Annotated in this window: 17 protein-coding genes; 7 read left to right on the top strand and 10 right to left on the bottom strand. The window is 55.4% G+C overall.

The genetic code is table 11. The features are described from left to right. Positions 1-12: 12 nt before the first annotated feature. The 3 genes from SFX18_17145 to SFX18_17135 all read right to left on the bottom strand — a co-directional run bounded on the left by SFX18_17145 (position 13) and on the right by SFX18_17135 (position 3684). Entirely contained in the window at positions 13-1647 is a 1635-nt protein-coding gene (locus SFX18_17145) for a multiheme c-type cytochrome (GenBank protein ID MDX1964879.1), read from the bottom strand. A 138-nt stretch (positions 1648-1785) separates the two neighbouring features. After that, positions 1786-3015, bottom strand: coding sequence for a DUF1573 domain-containing protein (locus SFX18_17140; protein ID MDX1964878.1), 1230 nt, complete (start codon positions 3013-3015; stop codon positions 1786-1788). Positions 3016-3120: 105 nt separating this feature from the next. Next, positions 3121-3684, bottom strand: a complete 564-nt coding sequence (locus tag SFX18_17135) for a DUF4416 family protein (GenBank protein ID MDX1964877.1) — start codon at positions 3682-3684, stop codon at positions 3121-3123. A 258-nt stretch (positions 3685-3942) separates the two neighbouring features. On the opposite strand from SFX18_17135, the gene SFX18_17130 reads away from it, so the two are divergent. The 3 genes from SFX18_17130 to SFX18_17120 all read left to right on the top strand — a co-directional run bounded on the left by SFX18_17130 (position 3943) and on the right by SFX18_17120 (position 8437). After that, the gene (locus tag SFX18_17130; GenBank protein MDX1964876.1) at positions 3943-4518 is read left to right on the top strand and encodes a hypothetical protein; all 576 of its coding nucleotides are present in this window, start codon (positions 3943-3945) and stop codon (positions 4516-4518) included. A gap of 54 nt (positions 4519-4572) precedes the next feature. After that, on the top strand, positions 4573-6585 hold the full coding sequence (locus SFX18_17125; GenBank protein MDX1964875.1) for a DEAD/DEAH box helicase: 2013 nt from the start codon (positions 4573-4575) through the stop codon (positions 6583-6585). 427 nt (positions 6586-7012) lie between these two features. Then, positions 7013-8437, top strand: coding sequence for a hypothetical protein (locus SFX18_17120; protein MDX1964874.1), 1425 nt, complete (start codon positions 7013-7015; stop codon positions 8435-8437). 633 nt (positions 8438-9070) lie between these two features. On the opposite strand, the gene SFX18_17115 is transcribed toward SFX18_17120, so the two are convergent. From SFX18_17115 to SFX18_17105, 3 genes are all read right to left on the bottom strand, one after another. Then, positions 9071-9577 (bottom strand): hypothetical protein, encoded by a 507-nt coding sequence (locus SFX18_17115; protein MDX1964873.1) that lies wholly within the window; start codon positions 9575-9577, stop codon positions 9071-9073. Between the two features lie 257 nt (positions 9578-9834). Then, entirely contained in the window at positions 9835-10755 is a 921-nt protein-coding gene (locus SFX18_17110; protein MDX1964872.1) for an alpha/beta hydrolase, read from the bottom strand. A gap of 125 nt (positions 10756-10880) precedes the next feature. Beyond that, complete coding sequence (locus SFX18_17105) at positions 10881-11618, bottom strand: putative 2OG-Fe(II) oxygenase (GenBank protein MDX1964871.1); 738 nt, start codon at positions 11616-11618, stop codon at positions 10881-10883. Between the two features lie 380 nt (positions 11619-11998). On the opposite strand from SFX18_17105, the gene SFX18_17100 reads away from it, so the two are divergent. The 4 genes from SFX18_17100 (at position 11999) to SFX18_17085 (ending at position 16037) form a co-directional block, all read left to right on the top strand. Beyond that, positions 11999-12202: a hypothetical protein gene (locus tag SFX18_17100; GenBank protein ID MDX1964870.1), complete on the top strand. Its 204-nt coding sequence runs from the start codon at positions 11999-12001 to the stop codon at positions 12200-12202. Positions 12203-12704: 502 nt separating this feature from the next. Then, complete coding sequence (locus SFX18_17095) at positions 12705-13928, top strand: 2,3-bisphosphoglycerate-independent phosphoglycerate mutase (GenBank protein ID MDX1964869.1); 1224 nt, start codon at positions 12705-12707, stop codon at positions 13926-13928. A 355-nt stretch (positions 13929-14283) separates the two neighbouring features. Next, a complete protein-coding gene (locus SFX18_17090) occupies positions 14284-14982 on the top strand; it encodes a hypothetical protein (protein MDX1964868.1) in 699 nt (232 codons plus the stop codon). 221 nt (positions 14983-15203) lie between these two features. Beyond that, positions 15204-16037 (top strand): DUF1571 domain-containing protein, encoded by an 834-nt coding sequence (locus SFX18_17085; protein ID MDX1964867.1) that lies wholly within the window; start codon positions 15204-15206, stop codon positions 16035-16037. 600 nt (positions 16038-16637) lie between these two features. On the opposite strand, the gene SFX18_17080 is transcribed toward SFX18_17085, so the two are convergent. The 4 genes from SFX18_17080 to infB form a co-directional block, all read right to left on the bottom strand. Further along, positions 16638-17390: a YebC/PmpR family DNA-binding transcriptional regulator gene (locus SFX18_17080; GenBank protein ID MDX1964866.1), complete on the bottom strand. Its 753-nt coding sequence runs from the start codon at positions 17388-17390 to the stop codon at positions 16638-16640. A 122-nt stretch (positions 17391-17512) separates the two neighbouring features. Continuing rightward, the gene (locus SFX18_17075; GenBank protein MDX1964865.1) at positions 17513-18577 is read right to left on the bottom strand and encodes a hypothetical protein; all 1065 of its coding nucleotides are present in this window, start codon (positions 18575-18577) and stop codon (positions 17513-17515) included. Positions 18578-18687: 110 nt separating this feature from the next. After that, on the bottom strand, positions 18688-19290 hold the full coding sequence (gene rbfA, locus SFX18_17070; protein ID MDX1964864.1) for a 30S ribosome-binding factor RbfA: 603 nt from the start codon (positions 19288-19290) through the stop codon (positions 18688-18690). Between the two features lie 117 nt (positions 19291-19407). Then, on the bottom strand, positions 19408-21983 hold a 2576-nt coding region (infB, locus tag SFX18_17065), incomplete at its 5' end, for a translation initiation factor IF-2 (protein MDX1964863.1).

The following is a 21983-nucleotide window of genomic DNA, read 5'->3' as shown; positions in this document are numbered from 1 at the left end:
TAACCTCGAGGGTTAATCTTTCCCGTAATGCTCCACCTCGGGCCAATAGGTCTCAAAGTTGAACGCGGGACTGTTATCAATATCATGGCACTGGGCGCACCCCGTCTTTTTCATATCGGCCAATGTGACTTTCATGCTATTTCGCAATTCGCCAATCTGCTGCTCTGTCAGTTGAGTCTCGCCCAACTCCGCTTGCGCGTGTTTTTTTCCCGGGCCGTGGCAGTTTTCGCAACCATTGGCTTCGAGTAAGGGAGTTTCCTTTTGACCCAGATATCCACTGGTGTAGGGAAAATAACGTTGGGGATCCCAGCCCGTCACATGGCAGCTCAGGCATTCGGGATCATGAATTCGAGGGGGAGTCAGCTCCACCAGCGTGTCCGTTCCCCCGGCGTGGCCGGAATCCTTCCATATCTTGTAGGCCTTGGTATGGCAATCGCCGCACGCCTCCGACCCGATAAACGCCCGCCCGCTGGGATGCGGCGGGGATTTTTCCAGCCCCAGGCCCTTGAGGCCCAGATCGCGTAGTTGTTCTTGATAGGTGGTAAATATTTGGGTGATCGCCGGGGAATCGCCAAACCGGGCATCCAAGGGGACGCGCTGATAGCGAACCGGTTGTTGGGGATTGTCATATAGGCCCAGGGCCACGACAAACATTCCCTTATGGCCCGTTTCTAACAAGAGGGTTTTGGTGCCGGGGATGGTTTTGGGCTGTGCGGCCGGTTCGTCCGAGCCTTGCGTGATGACAATGTCGGTAAATTGGGGAAATTTTTGAGCGAGTTCCACCGCGTCTTTTTCCTCGCCATGGCATAACAGGATCAGGCGTTGGCAATTTGCCTTGACCAGGGTCGGAACAATTTCGGCCAGGGCGGTCGCGGGGGGTTTGAATTCCAAATTTTGATTATTGAGCTGCTGAAATTCCTGTTTGGTAATGACGGAAGTTACGCCAATTTTTAGCCCGTTGACCGTCACGACACGGGCGGGATCGGTCAATTGATCGGCAAAAGTCAATAGCGCGACATTGGCGGACACAAAGGGGCTAGGCTCCGCGCCATCCTGGGCGGTGACAGAAATAACCTCGTCCACGGGCAAGCGCAGTTCAGGCGCTCCAAAGCCGATCACCGAGTATTTCATCGCCTTTAAGGAAGCCACGGCGGCGGTGTACTTTAGCACGGCCTGCTTGCCAAAACTTTGTTCCTTAACCAATCCGCCGGCATCGATCGCCACGAGCGGCCATTTCTTTTGTACCAGGCTGATAATCAATTCGTGACGGCGGCTCATCCCCCCTTTTTGATTTTCCAGTCCAGCGCAGCCGCAAGGCTCAATATAGCCGTTTTGCGCGCCCGACAGCAAAATCACCGCCCGCGGGGGGGCGGGGGCATCCCACCCCTCAAAAATCGGTCCGTTCAGTTTGACCGGGTCGATCCGATCCTTGCCAAAGGTGCCATCAGCGTTGCGTACGGCTCCCGCGGGGCCGGCCAACACGCGCTGGTTGTCAGGTCGCTGGTCGGAAGAAACGCGCTCGGGCCGCCAGGGTAAATGATCCGGCCGGTCGGCGGGACGCTCCCGGACCAGTATGAGAATCAACGCCGCTATAAACAACCCGCCGATAACAACCGGCCAAATCCGCTGTGCCGAAAATCGAAGCATAAGTCCCAACCTCGGGGGTGACAAACTGTCCAACGGCAATGCCGCAAAACGAGCAAGATGCTACACAAAAGCCACACAATCAAGCAAGACTCAACTCTCCCCCGCCAATTCAGCGCGGGATGCGTGCTAGCAGGCGAATTATTCCTTTACAAATTTGGCGAAGATGCGAACTTGGGGATAATTGGGGATGCCGGTCTCGATCATCACCCGTCCCGCGCGGCTCTTCCCTTCGCCCGTATGAGAGCCAGCCGGGCTATCCGCGGGGACGACCACTGTTACGGGAACTTTGGTCTGTTCCGTGGCGGTTAGGAACTCGGGATCGCCAAATTCCACTCTTAGGAATGACGGTTGGGCCTTTATCAGTCGTGGTTGCAAGACCTGCCGCTGGTCACCTTTTAATAAGAGATACAAACCTTGGGAGCGGGCTTCCCGTGTCACAATTTCTGGAAATTCGTAAATCTGCAGATCGCTGTTCCAGTTTGGCCCCCCCACCAGACTGACCGCCCCGGTGATCGTTCCCTGCACGGGAATCAACGTTTCCGCTATTTCCCCGCCTGGCCAATTCAGCAGCAAGGCTTGGCGAAAATTCCCCAGGGGCAACCCCGGACGCACCGTTACGATGCCCCGCCAACCGGTCAAGGCCGCAACCCCATTTTCAGCCAATTCCTCGGGGGTCAACGGGCGAAATTCAACCTGAAAATACTCCGCCGTGCTGGCATCCTGCCATTTCCAGTTCGGTTGAGGAAGTTCCCGCAAGATAAAATGCCTGAGCGAGAATTCCGCGGTGGCCGGAGTGCCGCTGGAAATTTCGGTAAATAGCAGTTCCGTCGGATCGATCAGACTGGAAGGGGCCAGACGCCCCTTAATCGTTAATCGCAAAAGTGGCCGGACCGGGTCGTTAGTTTCGATGACGGCTGTCTGCGTAAATGGCCCGGGCCGCCCCTCCGCGGTCCATTTTAACTCCACCGGGGTTGATTCTCCCACCGGAATTTCCGCATTTGAAATCTGTGCCAGCGTGCATTTGCACGAAGTATTCAGCAGCTTAAGCGTTAAGGGCCGCTGCCCCACATTGCGAATCTTAAACTGGTGCGCCCCCTCGCCGGAAATGGTCATCGTGCCAAAATGATGCTCGACTCCTTCTGTTACTTCCCAGCGGGGAAAATCATTCTCCGGGGCAGGGGAGGGGGGAGTGGCCTGATCCCCACGGGCCTCGGTGGATGCGACTGGGTCAGAGGGGAGCTCCGCCACTCCTAACTGCTGCGCAAAATTACCCTGTTGGCTGGAATCCTGCCGCGCTAGCTGCCAGCCAATGACCGCGCCACACGCATAAATAACCGCCAAAAAAATCGCCGAGCGAATGATGACCATCGAAAATATCCCACAGTAAAAAGCAAATCACACGCCAATTTCCGCCATTTTACCATATTTGTCCGCCACTGTCGCGAATCCCGCCCCACTCGAATTTAAGCCAAATTATTGGCGTTCCCGCCCCGCCAATAGCTCCTTCAAATGTCGCCGGGCCGCGGCAAAGAATTCTTGATAATCCCCCCGGCGGTAGTCGGGAAATGTCCATTCATGATGCTGCCATCCCCCGTGCCGATACATCAGCGTGATCTCGGCATAGATCCCTTGTGACAAATAGATCCGATGAGCGTGATCCTTGGTGGAGGCCAGCACCAACTTGGCCGGGGTGATGTAACCAGGGTCAATGTTGATCGGCCGTGAAAAAGAATTATTACAGCTTATCCAGTGCTGCGATGTGGCGAGTGAATTTTCCCAGCCATTGGTCAACAGCTTCCAATCGGCCAGTTGCCCTGGATCGGCCAACTTTTCGAACACCCAAAAGCACTTGCGAATTCTCTCACCCATGCTGGCCGCGTAATAGGTCGTTTCCGTAAATTCAAATTCCGGACTGGCCAGGGCGATCGGTCCCCAGTATTCGCACGACCGTTCCTTCGCATAGGCCAATGCGTTGGGATCGCTGCTAAAAGCACACACCAGCGGCAAGACCGGTTCAACAACGCGCAATTCACCCATGATAAGCCGCATTAACCGTTGGAAAAATTGTTGCTAAGAGGGAACCTTTCCCGCTAGCTTGCATCCCTCTGCCAGCACTCGCTTGCTATACCTAAATTTACTAATCGATCCATATTGTCGCTTTTGCCAGTGAACATCCCGCTAAAGTCCGCCCCCTCTTGTCCCCGATGCATAGGGTGAGCCTATGGCGTCCACCGCTTTGAGGTTTCTTATCCCGCCAAGCCGCATCTGTGAAGTTAGTATAACCCGGAAAAGTTTATGGCCCAACGTGAGCAAAAAACTTCGCCCTGTTGGGGTTTCCTGACGGTTGTGGAGCATGAGCAATTTGGGCTGTTTGGAGGTTACCTGCTGCTCAACACCAATGGTCGCCCGCTGGAGTTTCACTGCACCGCGCCCGTCAAGCCCAATCGTGCCCAACAAATCTTGTATGGCCCGACCCTTGAGCCTTACCTGTATGGCGAACATATTGGCCAATCCCTGTTAGCCAAGGCCAGCCAGATTCCGCTAGCGATTTTTACCGATTTGCGGGCCATGCTAGCGGTCCGCGAGTATGCCACTCAACCCGTGGCCTGGGCCATCCCAGAAAATAACCCGGGCCTGCGGATAGCCGCAACACCAACCGCAGACAAGCTCCTCCAGCCTCAGATTGCCGAGTTATTGAATTTTTCGTGTGCGGGTCAAAGCCTGGCGGTCTGGCCCGACCGGTACGAAGATCAAAATACCTTGCAAGCTGTGGCCAAAGAGTTTGAGCTGGCCTTGGACCTGCAAGAACCCTTTGGGCGAATTCGCGGAGCCATCGAAGAAGCGCAAAAACTATCCGCCAAAGCGGCTTAAGCTCGCATTGCATACCGCAAAATGCGGGAAAACCCTGACCCGCGAATTTTTGCCATGCCAGATAACTCCCTTGCGATTCAGACGCTGTCGCTGCTGGAACCGGCCAACCATTCATGCGACAAGGTCCACCCTGAAACGTCCGCATGGCAATTCCCCGCGGGAAGCGTCACAAGCACGACGTGGGAACAGCTATTCAAAATCGCGGCGGTGTTTTCATTAAGTATGCGATCCGCTCCGCTGGCGGTAAAGTCATTCCGGTTTCAGCCCGTCGAACCTCGACTGCTTTCACGCGCAAAGTCGTTTACAAATCTCCATAACTCACCACCCGCTTTTGGCGATAAAGAAATTCCCGTGCGGTTTAGCCAGGAGAGTGATTCCCCCGACGACGTATCTTTAAAGCACCCAGCGCTCAACATTAATTGTCAACCAGGGGAAGCGTGCGAAAATACCGTGGAACTGCCGGAGCTGCCGGATACGGCATTGCAAGATGAAAATGTTCCGGATCACGCCACGTTGACTACTTCCCCGATCACCCCGTCCCATCTTGAAATCCCGGCCCAGGACAGCTTGGGCGTTTCTCAACCGCCAAGACATTTGCCCCCATCGGGCCAATACACCCGACTGCGCCCACCGACGGATTTGGTCAAGCTAGAGGATCGGCTGTTTTATTTATTGCAGCCCTCGCTGGAAACTCTGATCACCGAGGGGGACTTGCACTTTCCCCACCACCCCTTTCCCTATCAATTTCAAGGCGTGGCGTTTTTGTATCCGCGCGTGGCCGCGGTCCTGGCCGATGAAATGGGCCTGGGCAAAACCATGCAGGCCATCACCAGCGTGCGACTGCTCATTCATGCGGGAGAACTACGCCGCGTGCTGTTGGTCTGCCCCAAACCGCTTGTCAGCAACTGGGTGCGGGAATTTCAGCTTTGGGCGCCGGAATTACCCGTGGCGGTGATCGAGGGGGACCAAGCCAAACGCGAATGGCAATGGTCGCAGGTGGATGCCCCGATCAAAATCGCCAATTACGAAGCTCTTCAACGGGATAAAGACCTGGCCACCGCCCCGGAACAACAATACGACCTGGTCATGCTGGATGAATCCCAGCGAATCAAAAACCGCGGCGGAGCCACCGCCCAAGTGGTCAAGGCCCTGCATCGCCGTCGCAGTTGGGCCCTCACGGGCACCCCGGTCGAAAACAGTCCCGACGATTTGCTGGGGATTTTTGACTTTGTCGCCCCGGGCCAACTGCACAAGGGAATGAAACCCAAGACTTTGGGCAAGGCGGCGGGGGAATATATCTTGCGGCGGACCAAAGCGCAGGTGTTGACCGAGCTCCCCCCCAAGCTGTTTCGCGACGCCGATGTGGAACTGAGCGCGGCGCAGGCCGAGACGTATCGTCTGGCCGAAGAGGAAGGGGTGCTGCGACTGAATAACATGCACGAACCAGCCACGATCCAGCATGTGTTTGAACTGGTGCTGCGATTGAAACAAATCTGTAACTTCGACCCCGTCACCGGCCAAAGCAGCAAACTGGAACGACTGGAGGCCGACCTCGAGGAAATTGCCGCCAGCGGCAAAAAAGCCATTCTCTTTAGCCAATGGGTGGAAACCCTGGCCAAACTTCGGGGACATTTGAACCGCTTTGGCCTGCTGGAATACCACGGCCAAATCCCGCACAAACAGCGAGAACAGGTGATTGAAAATTTTCGCAACGACCCGGACAAGCATCTGTTGCTCATGAGTTACGGAGCTGGCAGCGTGGGCCTGAATTTGCAGTTTTGCGAATATGTGTTCCTCTTTGACCGCTGGTGGAATCCCGCCATCGAGGACCAGGCCATCAATCGCGCACACCGGATCGGGGCGGCGGGGCCAGTGACCGTGACCCGCTTTTTGACCCTGGGAACCGTGGAAGAACGGATCAACCAGGTGCTCGAGGAAAAGCGCGAACTGTTTGACACGATCCTGAGCGGGGCAGAAACGCACCGCGCGCTGGGACTCTCGGCGGGGGAAATCTTTGGACTGTTTCAACTGCGCTGCCCCACGGGCGAAGTGCGTTACGCGGCGTAAAGTGAGAGAGGGGGTGCTGGGGAGCAGGGGTGCGGGGGAGGGGCCTCGGTGTGGTGCAAAAAAATGTAGGAGGCGACTCTGTCGCCGATATCCCCGTAACGGCGAGTTTTACTCGCCGATCAGGTCTTTGGTTTTTAGAATATGGTATTTGGCTGGTGGTTGTCGGGATTTAATATAATTGCTTTACTCTCACAAGGCGGTTGCGAACCTTAGCCCAGCATTAAAGCGTAGCGATTATCCTGGAAACACAATCCGGCAAATCGCCATTTGCTGTGGCCGCAAATACCGCCCCCATTTTCCAATCATCTTCCGTAACCCAACCTCCAAAAACCACAAATGTCTTGAATTACCGACCGCGCTTTGGGTATGGTTATGTGAGCGTCGGCGTTCGCCGGATCTCTTATCTCTTGCGGCCCAGAGTCTAAAAATGTTGAAACCACGCGCGTTGCGGAGCTTTGTTTTGCGAAATTGGCTAGTCGCCTGGTGTTGGCTGTTCCCTGTATTGGCGGCGAACGCGCAATACCTTGATCTGCTTAAAAGAGTTCCGGGCGAAGCCAATGCGGTCATGCTAATTGACGCCAGCAAACTTTTTGCCAGCCCCTTGGCACAAAAACAAGAGTGGCGGCAAAAGCGGGACGCGGACTACGCCGCGCGTCCGCTGTCGATACCTCCGCAGGCCACTCAAATCCTGCGCGCGGCTAGTATTGATCTGCAATCCCGCGCGGCGGCATGGGAAATCATGCTGCTCAAAGCTGAAAAATTCCCCGCCCTGGCCGATATTGCCCGGCGCGAGCGAGGCTTTGTGGACAACGTGGCCAATACCAAAGTCGTCTGGTCCCCCCGCGGCGCGTATGCCCTGTCCCTAGGCCAGGACACGCTGGGGATCTTGTTTCCGCCCAATCGACAGTTTTTGTCCCGCTGGATCAAGCAGCCTTCCGGCCGCATCGCCCCATATCTGTTAGCCGCCAGCGAGTCGATGAAATCCACCGACGCCCAAATTGTTCTGGCAATTGACCTGGAGGACGCGATCCTGCAATCGCAGGCGGCAACTTGGCTGGCCAACCAGGAATTTACCAAACAAGCCGCCGGCAATCCGACCGAGTTGGCGGAATTGTTGGCGGGCTTGCGGGGGATCAAGTTTGAGGTGGTGGTGAATGACGCCGCTTGGGGCCGCTTGCAGTTGGATTTTTCCGCTGATCCCGCGCTCCTGGCCCCCGTCGCGCAGCCGTTGGTCAGCGCGGCATTAAAGCGGATCGGCGCCGAACTAGAGGACTTATCAGATTGGCAAGTGACCAAAAAGGAGCAAAGCCTTTCCTTGCACGGCAAATTTTCGACGGGGGGCATCCTGCGGTTGGGGAGTTTATTCGAGATGCCCGCGATTGATCTGGAATCCGCCGATAACACAGAATTGACCATGCCCCAGGCAACGCTTAATCACTTTAAGGCGGTCGATCAACTGCTAAAAAACCTGCTCGACCAAAAACAGGACACCGTCACGATGGGTCAATTGGCTGTCTGGATCCAACAATACGCCAAACGGATTGACCGCCTGCCGCTGAGCAACGTCGATCCCGCTATGCAAGCCTTTAGCGCGGGCGTGGCCGAAGACCTAAGGGCGATCGCCACCGGCGTAAAAACCGGCAACATCAACGAGGGAATTCGGACCGCCAGCGTGTACGACACCTACGATGGTTATTATGGGTATCGCAACGTGGATGGCGAACGGCGGTCCATTCGGGCGGAGGAACGGGGCACGGCGGCCCTCAACGCCGTGCAACTGTCCGACCGTATCCATGCCGAAACCGCCCGCATCCGCCAGGAGATGACGGAGAAGTATAAGATTAACTTTTGAGGAGGGGGAATAACAAATTTCCCTGGGCTGTTCGTTGCGCTCCAACCCGTGGGCAATATTCCACTGTATTTCCAAACAATAAGGTAATTCGCGGTTCCCTCTTTGCCTCTGGGAAAGCAAAGCGATAGGCGAATCTTACCGCAACGCGGTTATGGAACTCAGCCCTGGGTTGCCGCGCAGCGGCTACCCAGGGAACTCCGCAATTCAGTAATTCTACCGCAACGCGGTTGTGTCAGCCGGTAATGCCCAACCAATAGTTGATGCCTTTACAAAGTGCTAGCCGAGCTAAATTAAGCTTGAGAGTGTATAAATGACAGTTTGCTTCCCGCCGCTGCGCGTCACCGGAACAAGTTCCGGTGGTACCCGGTAATTGGACCAGGGTTGGAATGTAGCGAACAGCTCTGTATGAGCCTCATGAATATTTATGATCTGTTCCAGTGGAATCGCTACGCTCAACCACTGGCGATGGGCTGTCAACCCTAGGGGATATTCCTTGGCATTTAACCGGGAACAAGAGATCAAAAGCCAACCGCGCTTCGGTGCGCGTCGCGGCTAACCAAAAACCAGTTCGGCAAGGGCAAATTTGCCCCTAAGGAATTTGTTGCCAAGACAGGTTTAGTAACACTTTAACAACTAGGATACCTCGATATCAATTAGCTTGTGACCGCGCATTCCGGAGTATCCAGGGGCTTGTTCGTGGTTGCGAACTTCGTCGTGTGTTATTGCAACAAGACTATCTTTCAGCCATTGTGCCGGTAGCAGATCTCCCATAATTGTACCGATCAGGCAAATAATCCCAAGTAATCCAATTCCATACGCAACGTAAGTCGCGATTGTGTTATCAGCGCCAGGGCCAATATATATTAGTGCGGCCACTCCCCAGCAGGCAATCGCCCAAATCAATAGCGCCACCCGTAGAAGAAAATACTTGCTTTTAGCGTTTGACAGGCAAATGGTTACCTGTTGCGCACAGATTGGACATTCTATCGATTCCGATTTTGTGCCTTCGTCAGGCAATTCAAAGTTCAACCTCTCATACCAATATTCCTCCATCCATTGACGCATGTTGCTTAGCGGATGAATGCCAGCATTCAAGGACACCGCGTTTCGCAGGCAGCCAAATTTGAGTTTTGCACGCATAAGACTCAATCAAAAAATTCTGATAATCCCATTAATTAAAGCTAGTGCGCAAAATGCCATCTGTCAAAAATATATAAAATTATATGCTATTTTCGTTCACCCTATGTTAAGAGCTTATCAATCAATATGTTTCCGCAGCGATGCGCGACTTCAGCTTGACAATATAATAAATATCCAAAGCTGCTAAGCAGTCATTCCGTAGTCAGCATGCTCACTTCTCACATTCCCCCAATTAGAACAGCGAATAACTCTCACCGCTACTTCTTTAACTGCTCGTCAAAAAACTTGTACATCTCGGCGCGGGCTTTGGCGATGTGCAGCACGTCAAAGCTATGCCCCTGGCCGGGAAAAATCACCAGCGTGTGCCGGCCTCCCGCCGCGGTCAGCTTTTCGTCCAGAAGTTTGGCCTGCGCGACCGGCACCAGTTCGTCCTGGTCGCCATGCAGCGTCAGGACCGGTGGATCATCCTTGTCCACATACGTCACCGGACTTGCCAGCTTGTATCGTTCGGGTTGTTCCTCGGGCGTCCCCCCCATGAATAGCCGCAAGATCCACGAGACCGAACTGGTTTTGTAACCGCTAACCATTTCCGTCGGGCCAAAGATATTCACCACGGCTTGGACCGCGCTTGACTGGTCGGGGCTGCCGCTTTCTCCCTCCAGTTTATCCGCGGGACCGGTTAGGCCCAGCATGAGCGACAAGTGCCCGCCGGCGGAGGCCCCGGTCGCGCCGATCTTATCCGGATTGATGCGGTATTTGGCCGCGTTCGCCCGGACCCAGCGGACGGCGGCCTTGGCGTCGTGGACCTGCGCTGGAAAGATGGGATCCGCCTGGCCGGTCTCTTTTTTTGTTTCGTCAAATTTCATCAGCCGGTAACTGATGGAGACCGCCACATAGCCCTGGTTGGCCGCATCGACAATCGCCCCGCGAAAGTCCTGGCGGCTCCCCCCCATCCAGCCTCCGCCATGAATAAACACCAACGCCGGAAAAGGCCCCTCCCCGGGCGGACTGGCCAGATCGAGTTTTAGCTCCACATCCCCCGCCCGCCCATAGACCAGCCCCTCTTCGATTTTGACATCGGCGGCGCTAACCTGTGCAGGGACCAAGCCGCACAGCCACGATAGCAGCAAAGCAGGCAATAATCGCAAGGAATGTACGCGCATTTGAAAAAGTATCATGTCGAGGTGGACAAATAAAAGAGTAATGAAAAAAGGCACAATGGTTGTGGGTTGAGCTTTGTTGATTTAGAACGGGCGCCTGATCGGGCGCCTGTTAGCCGCCCTACATTCCAAATAAGCCACACTTAGTTCATCTTGGGGACGCCTTTCATCACATCGGTCTTGAACTCCAATTGCTTGGTGGCATCATACTGAAAATCCGGCGGCATGGGACCGGGATTGACATTCCAGGCCATCGTAATGCGGGGGCGGCGACCGCTGTAGGGACGCACATGGTGCAAATACTCCGCCGGAAACACGATCATCATTCCCGGCACAAGCTTGGGCGAGATGCCGCGGATGGGCCGCTCCGGCTGATAAGGACAGCAAAGCGGTATTCGCGAATCAATAATTTCAAAGTTTCCATCCATCGGCTCTTCCAGGTCTTCATCTCCCGGATCTAAAATATACAACACGGCCGATTCCGTGTCATAATGGCTGTGCGGCGTGGAATAATCGCGGTCCACCATGACATTGGCCCACCGGTCCACCACATACGCATCCGATAAATTGAGCGCCTGGCGATAAAACTGCAACACCCGCCAGGTAATCAACTGCATGCCGGGCAGATTCCAGGTTTCGGCGTCGCGGACCTTTCTCCCCCCCACCGCCCGCTTATTGCGCGGAACGGTGGCCGCTTTGCGGCAGATGTATTCAACCAGTTCGGGATGAAAAAGAGGCGCGTCCTGAAACACCGTGCCAAAAATCCGCGGATCCCCCAGGTTTTGGATGGGTTGCTGGGGGTGCCAGGCGACGGTCTTGCCGCGGGGGAGCTGCAGCACGCCCTGCAAGCCGGAGGTAAAGTTGATGCTATCTGCGGTCATGTGTGTGGTGGAAAACTGGCAAGATGGGAATCGAAAAAGTGCGCGCGGTGCAAAGAATTCTCAGTAAATTTTATGTTAGCCATCCCCGCGCGGATCGTCCAGCAGAATTCACGCCGACTTTGCGCGGGAGCTGGCAAAATCAACGTGCGCCCGAGTGTTTTTGCCATCCCCCGCGCTTGATTTTGTGCCAGGGGATGGGGTAGGGTTATAAGAAGGAACGTATCAATTTCAACTTTAGGCTGGTTTTTCCCGGGGGGTGGGCACGTTCATGCTGGAGTATCGCGTGATATATTATTAAAGTCGTTTTTGATTTTTTAGCAGAAGAATTCGCCGTGCCCTATCAGTTTCCACCTGACGTCGCCCTATTGGTACAGCAATGCATGTCCACGGGCAACTATCCCAATGAAGACGATTTGTTACGGCAAGCGTTATCAGCATGGGAAGAATTTTCGCTTTGCACGACTCAGTCCACGCAAGAGGACGAGGATACCATACAAGCTATTCACGAGGGTATTGCCGATATGGAAGCCAGCCGAATGCGGCCATTGGATGATCTGTTGGCAGAAGCCCGCAAGTCAGCTTGAGCCACTTTATGGAACGATATGCAGTACTGCTTACCGCGCGTGCCATACGGGATTTGAACAAGGCTTGTGATTATATCCGCCAGTTTGCCCCGGAAACTGTGGAACAGTGACGGTTAAAAATCCTTAACGCCTTAAAAAAGCTAGAAATCAATCTCGAAGCAAAGGCCTATCGCATCTGAAAGCTACAAATTTAATTATACGCTGAGAGAGTTATTATTAGAACCAAAAGTCGTTTTGCCACTCGTGCCCTCTTTACAATTGTTAGTCAAGAAGTTCGAATTTTAGCGATTCGCAGGCCAGGCCAATCCTTGGTAAAGCGACGCGATTTGATGTAAATTGGGGGCTATTGGTGGGGAACGTTCTCCTAATAGCAGTAGGAGTCTTGGCTATTTATCGTCAAAGATATAAATTACGATGGTTGCCAATACTGCTGATAACTTGCTTCGAATCCTGTTTGCCACTCACCCCCGGCATTTCCCCATAATCACTTCCTCCCATCCCCATGACCGACATTCATACCCTGACCCGCGAACTGCACGTCAAAAACTCTTCCAAAATCGTCCTGCTGGTCGCGGACGGACTAGGCGGCCTTCCCCTGGAACCGGGTGGCCTGACGGAACTTGAATCCGCCCGCACGCCCAACCTGGACGCGCTTTGCCGCCGCGGTGTCTGCGGCGGGTCGATCCCCGTGCTCCCCGGCATTGCCCCGGGCAGCGGACCCGGTCACCTGGGCCTATTTGGTTATGATCCGCTGCACTACGTCATTGGCCGCGGCGCGCTCGAGGCGACCGGCATCGGCTTTGAGCTTGGCCCAAACGATGTGGCCATTCGCGGCAACTTTTGTACGTTGGACGGGGCGGGCAAAATTAGCGATCGCCGCGCTGGACGCATTAGCAGTGAGGAATCCGCCCCCCTGGCCGTGCGCATGCGGCAGGTAAAAATCCCCGGCGTGGAGGTCTTTGTCGAACCGGTCAAAGAACACCGCTTTGTCGTGGTCCTGCGCGGGGCAGGGGAGGGGGCAAACAAACTGGGCGGGGCCGTCGCCGATACCGATCCCCAGCAGACTGGCGTGCCGCCGCTCGCTCCGCGGGCCTTGGATGCGGCCAGCGAAAAGACCGCCCAGGTCGCCGCGGAATTTATCAAACAAGCCACGGCCCTGTTAGCCAATGAGAAAAAAGCCAACGGCCTGACGTTACGGGGCTTTTCCCCCAAACCCGCGCTCCCTAGTTATGAAGAAGTGTACGGACTAAAGGCCGCCGCCATCGCCGTCTATCCCATGTATAAGGGGCTAGCGCGGCTGGTGGGGATGAATCTGTTGGGCAAATGCCAGACCCTGGCCGAGCAGATTGACACGCTAAAACAATATTGGGAGCAGTACGACTTTTTCTTTATCCACTTTAAGTACACCGATAGCACGGGCGAGGACGGCAACTTCCCCGCCAAGGTGCAGCGGATCGAAGAACTGGACGCCGCCCTCCCCGGCATCACCGCGCTTAATCCGACTGTGCTGATTGTCACTGGCGACCATAGCACACCCAGCTATCTAAAGAGCCATTCGTGGCATCCGGTGCCAACGGTGCTGGCCAGCGACTGCTGTCGGTACGATGGGACGACTAAATTTGGCGAGAGCCAGGCGTTGCGGGGAGGCCTGGGCATCTTTGAGTCCAAATACCTGATGACGCTGGCGCTCTCCAACGCGGGCCGCATGGGCAAGTACGGGGCGTAGGGGAGGGAGGAGTTCCCGGTTAGCGGCGCAGCGGTGCTTGGTATTTGGTGTTCGGTAAAGTGTGCCACTGCTGGCTTGTCCAGCAGTGCGGTCCACAGCAGGCAGCACCGGTTGGCGCAGCCTACCGGTGTCGCGTAGCGACCAGAGGGAATTGTGAGCAGGTAGTGACCTAGATTAAGGTTCAACCGTCTCTCCATTTCCTCTTGCGGCTACGCCGGCAAAGTTGACGAGTAAGCTGAGGCACCCGAGGTAGCTTTACGCAAGATTTGCTTTCAGAGATTTTCACAAATATCACAAGTAACTTCCAATACCTTTTAAAAAAGACGGAATAATTACACTATTGCGTGATATTGCCATGATTAATTTTGCAGATTTCGCACGTCCTGACCTCATGGTTTATCCTGAATTCCTCATCGGAACAGAGCGTGAAGTTACAAGGCGATGGAAGTCTTATGCTAAAAGCGTTTGGGAAGGCAAGATGGATTCAACGGCTGAAATTATTAAATACGCTGAGTTACCGAAGGACTTTAAAATAGTGATTGCAAATGCTTCTGATGGAAAGATCAACGAGCCCCACGTTAGGCTGGACATGATTCAATCAGTATCCTTTACTTCTTTTCCTGAATTACGTGTGCAACCGAATAGACACGCACTTATAGTCTTTGACTATATGAAACACTTTTGGTTTGCGTTAGGTGTCTCTGGAAATTCATATAACAGCTTTTATTTTACGAGAAATATTGATGCCGGTGAAAGCATTTTCATTGAGGGTGAGGAACTCGCGGGGGAAGCATTTTATCGAAGTTGGTTCAAAAAGTATGTAAATTGGATACCGGAGCTTACAATATTATCAAACAATGTTTGCAAGATTAGTCCATGGGGTGGAGCACACTTGACATCATGTGACTATATTACATTTTGGCATGTGGCTCTATCCGCGAAAATATGCGATTATCGCAAGTGGATTGGGAAAAGTGATTTTAATATGTTGTTAAACAGATTATATAATGATGGTGCGATTGATATTGTCAATCAACAAGTTGTGCTAAGTTAGTTGTATTGCGCACCCGGCGCCGATTGACGCCAGCTTATCGGTGCCGCGCAACGACCAGAAGGAATTGCGAGCAGGTAGTGACCTAGATTAAGGTTCAGCCGTCTCTCTATTTCCTCTTGCGGCTACGCCGGCAAAGTTGACGAGTAAGCTGAGGCACCTGCGAGGAATTCATCGGAGTGAATTCCGTACCCATCCAAAAAAAGAAAAACAGGAGTTGATTCATGTCCCGTCCCTCGCTCTTGCGACGTTGGCTCTATTGCGTCCTACTCGCCAGCCTCGCCTGCGGTTCGACCGTCCTAGCCCACGCCGTTCCCCCGCAACCGGCACAAAATTCCCAACCGGCTCAAAACGCCGATCCCAATGCACACCCCTTGGATCCGGCGTTGAAGCGGGCCTATGAAGGCCTGAAACATATCAAGGAAGACATCAAGGACTACACCTGCACCTTGATCAAACGGGAACGGATCGACGGCAAGCTGCAAGAAGTCGAGGAGATCGAGACCAAGGTTCGCCACGAGCCATTTAGCGTATATATGAAGTTCAAAAAGCCCGACGACGCCAAAGGCCGCGAGGTCATCTTCGTCCACGGGGCCAACGACGGCAATCTCTTGGCCCACGAAAGACGCGGCTTCAATCTCGGCATGGTGTCGCTCAAACCTAACTCGGCGCTGGCGATGAAGGGAAATCGTTACGCGATCACCGAAGTCGGGATATACAACCTCACCCGCCGGCTGGTGGAAGTTGCCGAAAACGACCGCCAATTCGGCGAATGCGACGTGTCGATCGTCCCTTCCGAAATCAACCAACGCCCCTGCACGTTGATGCAAGTGGTCCACCCGGTTCCGCGGAAAAACTTACTCTTCCATATCACGCGGATTTATGTGGACGACGAAATGAACGTGCCGGTCCGGTACGAAGCTTATGAATGGCCGGAAAAGACCGGCGGGCCGCCGGTGCTGACCGAAGTTTATGCTTATGTGGACTTGAAGTTGAACCCCGGACTGACCGACGCCGATTTTGATCCGCAAAATCCGAACTACAGCTTCAAGAAGTAGAGTTTGGCGAGGGGGCGCCTGGCAATGCCGGAGCCGCTCACCGATTTCGGCTGGGTAGTACTGAAGAATACCATTCATTCTATTCTAGCGTTGCCCTACTCTTGCTGACAGTCATATCCTTGCACCCCCACGAACAACCAAAAACTTGGCCATTTTGTGAAATAGTCGGGTGCCCTTGGTGGAACACCAGTGCAGAGACGAGAGCTTGATGATATGAAACAGATAGGAATTCTGAAAAGTCTTGACTAAGAATTCCTAACCTATTGGGGATGGCATACCCTTTTGGTGCCTCTGGCAAAATGACAGTGGCACACGAGGTTTTTCAAAGTGTCTAAGTCTGTTGCAAGGAAATGGAAACTGCAAGAAATGTTCTGCTCTAGTTGAAAATGCAAGCTTCAACGGTGCTACCCCGCCGTTCACGAATTTGTGTGATGACAGAGTTGTTTTCCACACCCCTTCGGCAACTTTTTCGCCAACAAGGTTTTTCGGCAACGGAGTTGCCTCCTACATTTTTCCTTGCCCTCCTGTGGCTTTTTCGCCAACAAGGTTTTTCGGCAACAGAGTTGCCTCCTACAGGCCAGGCCCAGGGATTGCATTTTGCTACTGTTCTAATTGCGCGAGAGCTTCGTCGGGAATGCTAAAGTTGGCCGATACATTTTGCACATCGTCGTGATTGTCCAACAGCTCCATCAGTTTAAGCACCTTGCGCGCGGTGTCGGGGTCGTCCACCTCGACGGTGTTGGTCGGCAGGCGCAAAATGCTGTGCGATTCGGTGGTGATATTGGCCGCGGAGAGCGCTTCCGCCACGGCGGTGTAAGCCTCGGGCGCGCAGTGGACTTCAAATTTGTCCTCAACGGTTTTGACATCGTCCGCGCCGGCCTCCAGCGTGATCTCCAGCAGGCGGTCCTCGGCCACGGCGTCCCCCGCCAGCACAAACACCCCCTTGCGCTCAAACAAGTACGACACGCAACCCGTGGCCCCCATTTTGCCGTCGCACATTTCAAAGTTTTTGCGAATTTCCGGCGCGGTGCGGTTGCGGTTGTCGGTCAATATCTCGCACATCACCGCCACGCCGCCGGGACCGTACCCCTCGTAAATGATCTCCTCCAGGTTTCCCCCCTCCAGTTCGCCAATGCCCACCTTCACCGCGCGCTGGATGTTTTCCTTGGGCATGCTGACGGCCTTGGCGTCGTCGATGGCATACCGCAGGCGCAGATTCATGCCGGGGTCGCCTCCGCCGGATTTGGCGGCGGCGATGATCGCCTTGGCCAGCTTGCTCCAGAGCTTGCCGCGCTTATTATCGATAATCGCTTTTTTGCGGGAGATGTTTGCCCAATGGGAATGTCCGGCCATGCGCCACCAAAACTGCTAGGACAAAGGATAAATCAGGATCAGGACGGATCGGCGTCCACCCAGGCGATCCCACGTGAAGGAGGAACGAGCCGCGCTGAAAAAGCGAACGCGCGGCGGGCCGCTTAGCGCGGCTTACGTTTGGCCAGTTGCTTGGTGGGGGATTTTTTGGCGGCGGCTGGTTTGGCCTTGCCATTGGCGGATTTTTTGCCATCTCCCTTGGGTTCGGATTTTCCCGCGGATTTGGCCTTTTCCGGGGATTTTTCGGCGGATTTGTCCGTGGTTTTCTCGGTGGATTTATCCACGCCCTTATCCGCCGGTTTATCGGGGGACTTTTCCCCTTTTTTGACACGGGGGGGGTCGGACTTGGCCGGGGCTTTGGCTTCGGCTTTGACGGATTCCTTCCCTTTGGGGGTTTTGTCGGTCTTGGATTTGGACTTTTCGGCCTCGGGCTTGTCGGATTTTTTGTCGGTCTTTTCCGGCTTGGGGGGGGGATCGGGAAGCTTCAGGGCCGATTCTCCCCGCTTGGGAAAGACCGCGGCGGAGTTCACCCCGCTTAGGAGTTTACGAACCGCCGGCGCCTGGGGATTGTGCAAATACTCCGCACCCAGTTGGTGCAATTGCGAGGCAAACTCTTGGCCTTTATTTTTGGGGATGGCCCGTTCCAGTCCCGTGAGCGCGCCGGTCGCCGCTTCTTGCGGGGTGGCGATTCCGGTAATGACCAGCGTCTCCCACGCGCCGCGATCCAAGGGGATGGCATGCCCCCCCAGCGAGTGCTGCACCGCGTAATTCAAAATAAAGGGAGTGGGGTTAGCCATTTTTTCCAATTGCTTGACCGCCGCCCCCAAATTTTGCTTTTTTAAAGCTTCCAGATCAAAGGAATACACCGCCTCAAACACACCCTGCAACACGCGCTTCATGTTGGCCGCCGCCACCGTTGGTTCAAAACAACCCGACATGGCCTCGGCTAATTCCGTGATCGTGCTGACGCGCACCTCGTTCCACTCGACAAATTTTGTCTGGAGATTTTCAAACGCGGCGTCCGCCGCCGCCGGCGGGGAATTCTCTAAACAAGCCGCGTATAACAAGGTCTCCATCAAAGGACGATCCTTGGGCGGGGGGGAAACTTTGTAATGCCGGAGCGCCTTGGTCAGTTTGTTTAACAAAGGAGCACGATTGGTATTCGCCATAAGCCAGAGTCTCGTTTCGCTAAATCGCTAATCCAGGTTGTAAAACAGCGGAAGAGGGAAAAACATTCGCAACTGGCGGACGCGCCCGGTCCATACGGCGGGCGGCGGGTTTAGGAAGGGGGAGCGCGGCCACTTACGGAATCGTCGGGGCCTTCGTCTTCGTCGGGATCAACATCGTCTGCATCATCATTTTCTTCCCAATCACCATCCGCCATGTCGAATTCGCCGGAAAGCGGATCATCATCGTCAGAGGTCGGCACGCCCCGGGGATCAACATCATGGGCGTCTTCCGACACGTTCGGTCCTGGCGGTGTGGCATGCCCGCTCATGGCGTCGCCGGGTACAGCGGGCGATTGCGCCGCCGACTCTCCTTCGGGGGGAAGGACTTGCTTGAGAATTTTGAGCACTTCCAACGACTGCTTGACCCCTTTGTCCAGCACAAACGTCAAGCGCGGCGTGTAGCGCGTGTCGATCTTTTCGGCAATGCGGCTTTGCAAAAAACCGGCTCCCCCCTGCAGGGCCGCCAGCGCGCGGGCCTGTTTTTTTTCGCTCCCCATGATCGAGACCATCACTTTGGCCGAGCGCATGTCCGGGGCGACATCGACGCCGATGACCGTCACGCCGATCACGCGCGGATCGCGCATTTCCGCCAGGATCGCCATGCTGACGACCTCACGGATGGCTTCGGCGGCTTTGAGCAGGCGGCGGGACATAGGGATTCAAAAAAATGGTAAAACCAGTAATAACGCGGGGGAAGGAGCAAGCGCTGGACCGGCGATGTTTTTTATGGGGGAGATGATGCCTTCGCGTCCGACAACCGAACGGGCGGACTACAAGGTGCGGGCGATTTCCTCGATGCGGTATGCCTCTAAAATATCCCCTTCCTTGATATCGTTGTACCCGGCAAGCTTAATGCCGCATTCCAGCCCCTCGCGAACTTCCTTGGCGTCGTCCTTTTCGCGCTTGAGGGTCTCGATCGAATATTCGCCAATAACGCGGCTGTCGCGAATGACGCGCATCCGCGCGTTGCGGGGAATGATCCCCGACAGGACGCGACAACCGGCAATGGTCCCGACCCGGCTGATGGCAAACGTGCGTTGCACGAGCGCGCGGCCCAGGTCCATCTCGCGCTGCTCTGGTTTAAGCATGCCCTCGAGGGCGGCCTTGAGGTCTTCCGTTAATTTGTAAATGATTTCGTAACGGCGAATTTGCACGCCGCGCTGCTCGGCCAGGCCGCGGGCCTTTTCGTCGGGAACGACATTAAAGCCCAACACAATCGCGTCGGAGGCGTCGGCCAGATGAATGTCCGCCTCGGAAATGCCCCCCACGCTGGCCTGCAAGACTTTGATTTTTACTTCGGGATGTTCCAGCTTGGTAAATTCCTTGAGGATCGCCTCGATCGAACCGCGGGTGTCCGCCCGGAGGATCAGATTCAGATTTTTGGCTTGTTCGGTGCTGATCCGCTCCAAAATGGTTTCCAGGGTGATGTGCTGGGTCCCCTTGCCGCCGATGACCAGATCCCGTTGCCGAATCTCCCGTTTCGAGGCGACTTCCCGGGCCTGGGAAATGTCCTTGACCGCATAAAAATGCTGCCCCGCGCTGGGGGCGGTGTCCAATCCCGTGATATTCACAGGAGTCGACGGGCCGGCTTCTTCCAGTTTTTCCCGCGGCTTGAGCGTGTTAAACATCGCCTTGATGTAGCCGCTGGCGGAACCGCACACCACGGCGTCACCCACGCGCAGCGTTCCGCGCTGGACGATAAATTTTGCAATGACGCCCCGGTCGCCATGCACTTCGGCCTCCAGACAGGTGCCGACCGCCAGACGGTCGGGATTGGCCCGTAGTTCGTGCAATTCGGCGATGGTAAACAGCGTTTCCAAAAGATCATCCAACCCCTTGCCGGTGAGGGCGCTGGTGCGGACGACTTCAACTTCGCCCCCCCATTCGGTGGGAAGCAGTCCCGCCGTGGCCAACTGGCTAAAGATTTTTTGTTCGTCCACGCCGGGCAGGTCGATTTTATTGAGGGCCACGACAATCGGCACGCCCGCCGCGCGGGCGTGGCTGATCGCTTCCTCGGTCTGGGGCATGACGCCGTCGTCGGCGGCGACAACCAGCACGGCGATGTCGGTCACATTGGCCCCGCGGGCCCGCATTTCGGTAAAGGCCTCATGCCCCGGCGTATCCACAAACGAGATCTGGCGGCCATGATGTTCGATTTGATACGCGCGAATATGCTGGGTGATCCCCCCGCTTTCGCCGCTGGCCACGTCAATGCCGATAATCTTATCCAGCAAGCTGGTTTTGCCGTGATCGACGTGTCCCAAAAAAGTGATGACCGGCGGGCGGGACAGCAGGGTGGCGGGATCATCCTCGGCATCGGCGTCGGACAATAAGGTCTCTTCCGCGTCCGCCGGTTTGCGCAGTTCCACCTCCACGCCAAATTCCAGCGCCAGGAACTCCGCCGTCTCATCATCCAGCAAGCCGGTGATGGTGACCATTTTTCCCATGCCCAATAATTTACCCAGAACTTGGGCCGCGGAGATACCGGCGGCTTCGGAGAATTCCCTTACCGAGCAGGGGATTTGCAGCACAATCTTGGACTTTCGAGGCGCGGCGGTGCTTCCCGAACCGCGGCGGATGATTTTGTTGCGATTGACCGGACGGGAAATCCGCCCTACAGGTGCATCCTCATCTTCCACCTTGGCCTTGGGTTTTTGAACGTCTTTTTCTTTGCGGGTCTTTAGCCGTCCCTCGCGTCCCCCCAGCAGCATGTCCTGTTGCTCGGCGGGGCCGCTTTTGCCCTTCTTTTTGGCTTCCTTTTCTTCCTCAGGGGTGAGCGCCTTGGCTACCGCGCGTCCCTTGGGCTGTTCGGCGGTTTTGGCCTCGGAGCGCTTCATGTGCGCTTCGAGCGGTTTGGCTCCGCCAGCCTTGGATGATTTGATAACGTCCACCGGCAACCGGATCACCGGCTTTTGCGGCGCGGGCTCGTTGGACTTTTGTGGTTTGGGGGGGGTCAGCGGCGCCAAGTTAATAGGGGCGACGCGAATCGTGGGCTTAGGCGGTTCTTTTTTGCCGCGTTGTTTGGTTTTATCCTCTCCCCCTTCGGAATCAGGCTCCTTGCGGCCCGTTAGCATTTGGGGTTTAGCCCGCACCACGCCACCCGGGGGAATGTAGTCATCCCGACGCAAGGGAGCGCTGTCCAGGGTGGAACCCGTGGCCGTCAAGGTCGAGGTGGCCGACGCGCCCCTGTGCAACTGGCCCACGCGCCCCCCCAGGGGCGAAGTCCGTCCGGAAAAACCTTCGCGAGGCTTGGAGGGAGGGGAAGCTTTGGGGGAATCCGTGGCGGATGCGGCAATATCGGTCCTGGGGTTGTCGCCTCGGGAGGTTTCGGGGCGAACGGGGGACG

Source organism: Pirellulales bacterium (assembly GCA_033762255.1).
Taxonomy (GTDB): Bacteria; Planctomycetota; Planctomycetia; order Pirellulales; family JALHPA01; genus JANRLT01.
Note: the sequence above shows the minus strand (reverse complement) of the source record. Positions and strands in the feature narration are given on the sequence as shown.